General features: G+C 65.9%; 1 pseudogene. It reads left to right on the top strand.

What is annotated here, in order from left to right:
• Positions 1 to 416, top strand: a pseudogene (locus D7X55_RS46965) (arginine decarboxylase); the annotation flags it as partial.

Genomic DNA, 416 nt, shown 5'->3' with positions numbered 1-416 from the left:
GTCATCGAGAAGCCGTCCGAGCTGAAGCTGGTGCTGGAAGAGTCCAAGGCGCTGGACGTGAAGCCGGGCCTGGGCGTGCGCATGCGCCTGGCCTCGCTGGGTGCCGGCAAGTGGCAGAACAGCGGTGGCGACAAGGCCAAGTTCGGCCTGTCGCCGCGCCAGCTGCTGGACCTGTGGAAGTCGCTGCGTGACACCGAGTACGCCGACTGCCTGAACCTGCTGCACTTCCACATGGGCTCGCAGATCTCCAACGTGCGCGACATCGCCAACGGCATGCGCGAAGCCACCCGGTACTTCGTGGAGCTGTCGCGCCTGGGCGCGAAGATCACCCACGTCGACGTGGGCGGTGGCCTGGGCGTGGACTATGAAGGCACCCGTTCGCGCAGCTTCTGCTCGATCAACTACGGCCTGCATTC

It is taken from the genome of Corallococcus sp. AB049A (genome assembly GCF_003668885.1).
In the GTDB taxonomy this organism is placed as follows: domain Bacteria; phylum Myxococcota; class Myxococcia; order Myxococcales; family Myxococcaceae; genus Corallococcus; species Corallococcus interemptor.
The sequence above is the reverse complement of the archived record's forward strand: the minus strand, read 5'-3'. Positions and strand labels throughout refer to the sequence as shown.